Genomic DNA, 6,602 nt, shown 5'->3' on the forward strand with positions numbered 1-6,602 from the left:
CTGAAAAATACTTACTTTCAGACGGCCTTGTCCATTAAACCGCGCACCAATCGGCCGCTTCCTGTTTCTGCATCATTCGGTTTGCCTGTGCCAAAAACTCATCGGTCAACACATTTTCAGTCGCACCGGCAGTCACTTTTTCACGCGCCAAAAGCAGCGTGTTGGCAAAATATGCCCTCACCTGCTCGTAATCATGCAACACGGCAATCACTGCCTGACCGTCCTGATGGCACTGGCGCAAAACTTCCAACAGCGCATAAGTCGTCCGCGCGTCCACCGCGTTAAACGGTTCGTCCAGCAACAAAAATTTGGCATCCTGCACCAGCATCCGCGCAAACAATACGCGTTGGAACTGGCCATTGGACAAATGCGCAATTTGGCGCGTGGCAAAATCCTGCATTTCCACGCGTTCCAAAGCCGCCATCACGCGCTTTTTCTGCGCCGCGTTCACACGCCCGAAAAAGCCGATTTCATACCACAGCCCCATCGCCGCCAGTTCAAACACCGTCATCGGCTGGCTGCGGTCAATATCCGACTGCTGCGGCAGATAGGCAATGTCCTTGCGCGCCATATTTTCATAGCGCACGCTGCCCGTGTCCGTCTTCTGCAAGCCCATAATGGCTTTGAGCAAGGTCGATTTGCCCGCGCCGTTCGGCCCGAAAATCGTCCACATCTTGCCATCTTCAAACACCATATCGACATGGTGCACCACCGGCCTGCGCTGATAGCTGACCGTCAGATTCTCCACCACGATACTCATGGCGATACCGCCCAAAAATACACAGCCCACAACGCCGCCAATGCGACAAGCGCAATCAGCAGCCTTTGCAGCAATCCGGTCAACAATACAGAATTCATAAGCCTAAAACCGCCCTTGCCCGAATACGGACAACAGGCCGTCTGAAAGAAAATTAAAACATTAAAATGATACTGTATAACGTTAACCCTGTAAATTTCTTTCGTTTTCAGACGGCATCGGGCAAAAGGCCGAATATCGGTTACAATCCATTTTTTATTTGATGATTGTCCTATGTCTATTCCACTCTTAAACGAAAAACTCAATACCGAAACCGCCCGCATTTCATGGGAAGAGCTACAATCCCACTTCGCACGCGGTGCCGCCGTCTATGTTGCGCCCGATTTGGATTTGATTGCCGTCGCCCGTCATGTTGCTGAAGATGAAGCCGCGCCATTGAAACAATGGATGGAACAAGGCAAATTCGGTGCCGTCAGCGATGATATGGCGCGCACATTTTTAGCGGATAAGCAGGAAATGTGGGCGGTTGTCGTGGCGCCGTGGGTATTGGTACAGCCCTGCAAAGACTGATAAGGCCGTCTGAAAAAACAAAACCGGAACATTTCCCATGTTCCGGTTTTGTTTTTTCAGACGGCCTATTGCAAAGTAAAGCCTGCTTTGAATTCAAGCTTCGGCACCCCGATAACGAAACGTTTGCCGATGCTGTCTTCAAACTCATACGCGCCTTCGATGCTGCCCCAAGGCGTGCTGATTTGCGAACCGCTGTTGTACTCATAAGCTTCGCCCGGGTACAAAACAGGTTGCTCTTCAATCAAGCCGGCATGACCGACCTGCTCTGTCTCACCGTGTCCGTCGGTGATTTCCCAAAAACGCTGACGCAAAGTAATGATTTCATCACTGCGGTTGCAGATGGTAATCAGATAATTGAAGGCGTAGCGGTCGCGATAGACGTCGCTCTGACCGGCCATATAACGCGGCTCCACGTTAATCTCGATTTCATTCATAATTGTTTACCCCGTATGGTATTTATTTTATTTCAATCCGGATAATTCCGGCGTATCCGCCCTATTTTTGCAAAGAGTCGAAACACTTAAAATGCATCACGCGATCCAATAAAGCAGGCCCAAGACCATCAAGGTCATCACAGCCGCAATCAAATCATCAAGCATAATGCCTAAACCTCCATGAATCCACTGGTCAAACCATTTGATCGGCCATGGTTTCAACGCATCAAACAAGCGGAAAATAACAAAAGCCGCCAGCCACCAGCTCCATTTGAACGGAATCAGCGACAGCACCAGCAGCATCGCGACAATTTCATCCCAGACGATACCGCCGTAATCCTGAATACCCAGCTCCCTCTCGGTATAACCGCAAATGCGGATACCCCAAAAAAACAAGGCGATACACAATAAAAGCAATATCCAGCCGTCTATGCCCAACAGGCACAATACAAAAGCCAGAGGTAATGCTGCCAGCGTTCCGGCCGTACCCGGCGCAACCGGCGACAAGCCGCTGCCGAAACCGAATCCTAAAAAACACAATGGTTTGTGCAACAGCCAAGAAAAAGTAGGTTTACGTTCAGCCAAAATGATCAAATCCTAAAGAAGTCAGTTCCAATACGCCGCCTTCGGCATCCAAAATATTCAGACGGCCTGAGTCAGTAATTTTACCAATTCGGGCGACCGGTACGCCACTTTGTTCCGCTGCCTGACAAACGCGTTCCCTGTCTTCTGGAGCAGCAGTAAAAATCAGTTCGTAATCATCGCCGCCGGCCAATACTGCCGACAACCATTGTTCGCGCGACAAAACGTTTTTCAATTCAGGCAACGACGGCACACAATCGGCAAATATTTCCGCCCCGACAGAAGAGGCTTTTAAAATATGCCCCACATCTTGAGCCAGGCCGTCTGAAACATCTTGCGCGGCATGGGTAAACAGCAACAATGCCTGACCCAATGAAACGCGCGGTTCCGGACGGAGCAATTTATCATCGCAAACCGCCATAATTTCAGACGGCAATTGATAACGCCCCAGATGTTTGTTCAACGCAGCGGCAGCCAAACCCAACCGACCCGATACCCAAATATCGTCACCGACTTCGGCCGCATCACGCCGCAGGGCACGCCCTGTCGGAACTTCACCTACTATCGTTACATTAAAGACCAAATCGCCTTTGGTGGTATCGCCACCAATCAACACCGTATCAAAACGCGCGGCCAAAGCAAAAAAGCTATCGCAAAAACGTTTAAGCCAGTCTTGATTCAATTCAGGCAAGGCAGCACTGAGCAACACCCAACGTGGCTTGGCACCCATAGCGGCCATATCGGATAAGTTTACTGCAAGCATTTTCCATGCCAAATCTTCAGGCGAAATATCTTCAAAAAAATGTCTGCCCTTAACCAACATATCAGCGCTAAAACATAAATCAAATCCGTTACTTGGGCGAATAATAGCGGCATCGTCCCCTATGCCCAAAATCAGACCTTCCGATTTTTGTCGCTGCAAATATTGTCTGATAAAGTCAAATTCCGTCATATTTATCCAATATAACTATAACTTAGATTACTATATCTAATTTTGTGCCAGCCTGATGTTTGCCTGTTAACACGTCAAACATCAAACTTCCATATTATTTAGATATAAAACTCAATAAGTTAAAGGCCGTCTGAAAATATAGATTTCAGACGGCCTCATGTTTTCAAACCACTCTGAGCAGGTAGATTTACAGATAGACGATTTCGCCTGTCCGCCCCCTGCTCTCTTGACTTGCCCACCAAATAAATTGCGGCAGGATATCTTCGTAGTTTTTACGTTCACTTTTCGATTCGCCCGGATGAGATTTGATACGTTGCGGCGAATTAATGGCACCCGGCACCAAAACATTAGCACGCAGGTTGTCAAAACGTTCCCACTCGTCCGCGGCCACTTTACACAAATAATTAAGCGCAGCTTTGGAGGCACCGAAACCGCCCCAATAAGCTTGCGGTTTTTCGCCGTGACTTTCGCCGACAAAAATCACAGAAGCGTCTTCGGATTGCTTCAAAAATGGAAACAGCGCACGGGTCAAGCCCATAGGCGCAACGGTATTGATGCGGTATTGATTGACCCATTCCGATACGGTTTGGAAGTCCAATGGCGACAAGGCATAGAAATAACTGGCACAATGCACCACGCCATCCAATTTTCCGCCGGTTGCTTCATCAATAGTTTCCGCGAATTGCTTAAACTCTTTCTCCTCCGCGCTCATCAAATCAAAGCAGATAGCAAACGGCTCAGGGCTGCCCGCAGCCACAATGGCATCATATACTTTTTCCAAACGCTTTTGATGACGCGCCACCAAAATGACAGTCGCTCCAGCAGCCGCATAGGCTTTAGCAACCTGTTCGCCCAAGCCTTGGGATGCGCCGGTAATCAAGATGGTTTTGTTCGCTAATGTCGTCATGACTTTTCCTTGAACTTTATGGTTTCGGATATTGTATCGGCTTGGTAAGTTTTGTAAAGTCAAAAAGGCCGTCTGAACATTCAGACGGCCTCAGTTTATTCAACCCGCAAATCCAGCATAAGCTTTTCAGCCGCGGCAAAGCCCGACTGAACCGCAGCCTCCAATGTTGCCGGATAGCGCGGATGGAGATAGTCGCCGGCCGGATAAATACGGCGATGGTGCAACCATGAGAAATCAGGTTGTACAAAATCAACCGTTGCCGCCGTAGTCGCGCGTTTTTCCGTAATAATGCGTACGGCTTCAGGCTTACCCAAATCCGGACAAATCCGCTTAATGTCCGCATGAACTTTCTCGGCCAAATCTTTATCCTTCCAAGCATCGGTGCAATCGGAAACGCTGATGACAACCGCGACTTCATTATCCGGTAAACCCAATGCCCCCCGATGCAGCACCCATTGCGCCGTACCATCAGAAAACCCGGTTAAAGGTGCAGGCAGTTTGACTGCTTGGGCATAACGCAAATAAACCGTGGTAATCGCATGATAGTGCAACGATTGATAGGCCGTCTGAATATAGTCAGGCGTATCTTCAGGCAAAAGCGCGTCAACATGATATGGCGCAACAGCCAAAATCACCGCATCAAATACTTCACCATTGATTTCAATTCGGCCATCAATATGATGGTTCAAATGTGAAACACGAGTTTCAAGATGTATCTTTGCACCATGCGTGAGTAGGAAAGCCAAAGCCGGTTCGGCTACGATCCGCCCTAAATCCTGCTTAGGAAAAAGATAATCGCTGTTCTCCTTTTCAGACCATACGCCATCATTCAATACATTACATAAAATACGCAACGATGCCTGTTCTAACGGCGTATTTAAAGCACCCCAAACCAAAGGTTGCCAAAATTGGCCAAGCAGACTGCGGGGAACATTTCGTGTTCTCAACCACTTTGCAACCGTCAAATCGGTTTTATGATGAGCTGCCCAACGTCGCAATGCCAACATATCCGACAGCAATTTGATTTTCAATGAAAAAGAAAGATTTTTAGCACGCAGGATAGCGACAAGCAAATGCCAAGGCGCAGGCAGAGTGGCCGTCTGAAACTGTAATCCCTCATGAATGTACCATTGCAAAGGCTGGCGTAAAAAGGCTGATTCAGGTTGAACGCCAATATGTTGCATCAAAGTTTGAACACCATGATACGCGCCCAACAAGATATGCTGCCCATTATCCAAAAAGCTGAATCCATCATCTTTCCCGGACAAGACACGCGCCCTACCGCCAGCCTGTCTCCCGGCCTCAAACAAAGAAATATCTGCTCGATTAATCAGGGAAACCGCCGCAGTCAAACCTGCCCAACCGGCACCAATCACGGCAATTTTTGGACGCTTAGTATTCATGGTTTAAATCCAAACAGCCAAGTTTTCAAAGCAATACGTTTTTTATGGGGAGAAGGAATCGCAATTTTATAAGTCAAAACATTTTGCGCACCATCACGGTCAATTTCATTCAACAACGCATAATAAATAGCCGCCATAATCAGGCCGACTTTTTGCGATTTCTTATCCGCGGCCGGCAAAAGCAACATCGCTTCACGATAAGTTTCACGCGCCCTATTTACTTGAAACTGCATCAATTTTGCAAAATTGTCTGTCGGTTTGCACTGCATGATTACATTGGCAGGTACATCAAACTTCTGCATTTCCTCTATCGGCAGATAAATTCTTCCCTGTCGCGCATCTTCGCCCACATCGCGAATAATGTTCGTCAACTGCAAAGCCAAGCCCATTTTGTCCGCATATTCCAAAGTTTTTGGATTGGAAAAACCTAAAATCCGCGCAATAAGGCACCCCACTACCCCTGCAACACGGTGGCAATACAGCTTTAATTCATCAAAACCACCATAACGAGCCTGCTCCAAATCCATCTGCATACCATCAATTAAAGCTTCAAATTCATTCTTCGGCAAATCAAAATTTACCCGAATATCTTTTAAAGCCTGATGAACGGGATGCTCAGGCATCTCATTATTAAATACTTTCTCCAAATCACTGCGCCACCAATTCAACGTTATCTGAGCCACATTTGGATCGGTACAGCCATCAACCACATCATCTAGTTCACGACAAAAAGCATATAAAACAGTGATCGCATTTCTTTTTTCTACCGATAAAAAACGGAAGCCGGATAAAAAACTGGAATGGCTTTCTGCAGCCTTTTGATGACAATAATCCAAAGCAAGCACTGTGTATCCTAAAAATATCGTTATAAATAATTAGCAGGGATTTTATCTGTATTTAAAAAAGTACGCCAATATCAAAAACTCATCTTACAACAAGGCCGTCTGAAAGCTATTCTTAAGTATCTTTCAGACGGCCTAATATCCACCGTTGCCAA

At 47.2% G+C, this 6,602-nt stretch carries 8 protein-coding genes; 1 reads left to right on the plus strand and 7 read right to left on the minus strand.

The annotated features are described in order from the left end of the window. Positions 1 to 34 precede the first annotated feature (34 nt). Positions 35 to 760 (minus strand): metal ABC transporter ATP-binding protein, encoded by a 726-nt coding sequence (locus tag O3661_RS09660; protein ID WP_070607635.1) that lies wholly within the window; start codon positions 758 to 760, stop codon positions 35 to 37. A gap of 270 nt (positions 761 to 1,030) precedes the next feature. Between O3661_RS09660 and O3661_RS09665 the strand changes: the two genes are divergently transcribed. Beyond that, entirely contained in the window at positions 1,031 to 1,327 is a 297-nt protein-coding gene (locus O3661_RS09665) for a DUF2288 domain-containing protein (protein ID WP_371493246.1), read from the plus strand. Positions 1,328 to 1,392: 65 nt separating this feature from the next. Here the strand turns inward: O3661_RS09665 and apaG are convergent, their stop codons facing one another. The 6 genes from apaG to hpnD form a co-directional block, all read right to left on the minus strand. Beyond that, complete coding sequence (gene apaG, locus O3661_RS09670; protein WP_003682575.1) at positions 1,393 to 1,761, minus strand: Co2+/Mg2+ efflux protein ApaG; 369 nt, start codon at positions 1,759 to 1,761, stop codon at positions 1,393 to 1,395. A gap of 96 nt (positions 1,762 to 1,857) precedes the next feature. Beyond that, positions 1,858 to 2,346 (minus strand): phosphatidylglycerophosphatase A, encoded by a 489-nt coding sequence (locus tag O3661_RS09675; protein WP_371493248.1) that lies wholly within the window; start codon positions 2,344 to 2,346, stop codon positions 1,858 to 1,860. Continuing rightward, positions 2,339 to 3,295: a thiamine-phosphate kinase gene (thiL, locus tag O3661_RS09680; RefSeq protein ID WP_371493249.1), complete on the minus strand. Its 957-nt coding sequence runs from the start codon at positions 3,293 to 3,295 to the stop codon at positions 2,339 to 2,341. The genes O3661_RS09675 and thiL overlap by 8 nt, the downstream gene beginning before the upstream one ends. A 187-nt stretch (positions 3,296 to 3,482) precedes the next feature. After that, positions 3,483 to 4,202 (minus strand): SDR family oxidoreductase, encoded by a 720-nt coding sequence (locus tag O3661_RS09685; protein ID WP_371493250.1) that lies wholly within the window; start codon positions 4,200 to 4,202, stop codon positions 3,483 to 3,485. Positions 4,203 to 4,297: 95 nt separating this feature from the next. Next, entirely contained in the window at positions 4,298 to 5,605 is a 1,308-nt protein-coding gene (hpnE, locus tag O3661_RS09690) for a hydroxysqualene dehydroxylase HpnE (protein ID WP_371493252.1), read from the minus strand. Further along, positions 5,602 to 6,450, minus strand: a complete 849-nt coding sequence (gene hpnD, locus O3661_RS09695) for a presqualene diphosphate synthase HpnD (protein WP_371493253.1) — start codon at positions 6,448 to 6,450, stop codon at positions 5,602 to 5,604. The genes hpnE and hpnD overlap by 4 nt, the downstream gene beginning before the upstream one ends. Positions 6,451 to 6,602 lie beyond the last annotated feature (152 nt).

This window comes from Neisseria sp. 20925_1_37 (genome assembly GCF_041433255.1).
GTDB classification, from domain to species: Bacteria; Pseudomonadota; Gammaproteobacteria; order Burkholderiales; family Neisseriaceae; genus Neisseria; species Neisseria flavescens_D.

What these genes read in the sequence shown, in the direction of transcription:
- apaG (WP_003682575.1), bottom strand. Translation starts at nt 1,761, where the DNA reads ATGAATGAAATCGAGATTAACGTGGAGCCGCGTTATATGGCCGGTCAG.
- hpnE (WP_371493252.1), bottom strand. Translation starts at nt 5,605, where the DNA reads ATGAATACTAAGCGTCCAAAAATTGCCGTGATTGGTGCCGGTTGGGCA.
- O3661_RS09665 (WP_371493246.1), top strand. Translation starts at nt 1,031, where the DNA reads ATGTCTATTCCACTCTTAAACGAAAAACTCAATACCGAAACCGCCCGC.
- thiL (WP_371493249.1), bottom strand. Translation starts at nt 3,295, where the DNA reads ATGACGGAATTTGACTTTATCAGACAATATTTGCAGCGACAAAAATCG.
- O3661_RS09685 (WP_371493250.1), bottom strand. Translation starts at nt 4,202, where the DNA reads ATGACGACATTAGCGAACAAAACCATCTTGATTACCGGCGCATCCCAA.
- O3661_RS09660 (WP_070607635.1), bottom strand. Translation starts at nt 760, where the DNA reads ATGAGTATCGTGGTGGAGAATCTGACGGTCAGCTATCAGCGCAGGCCG.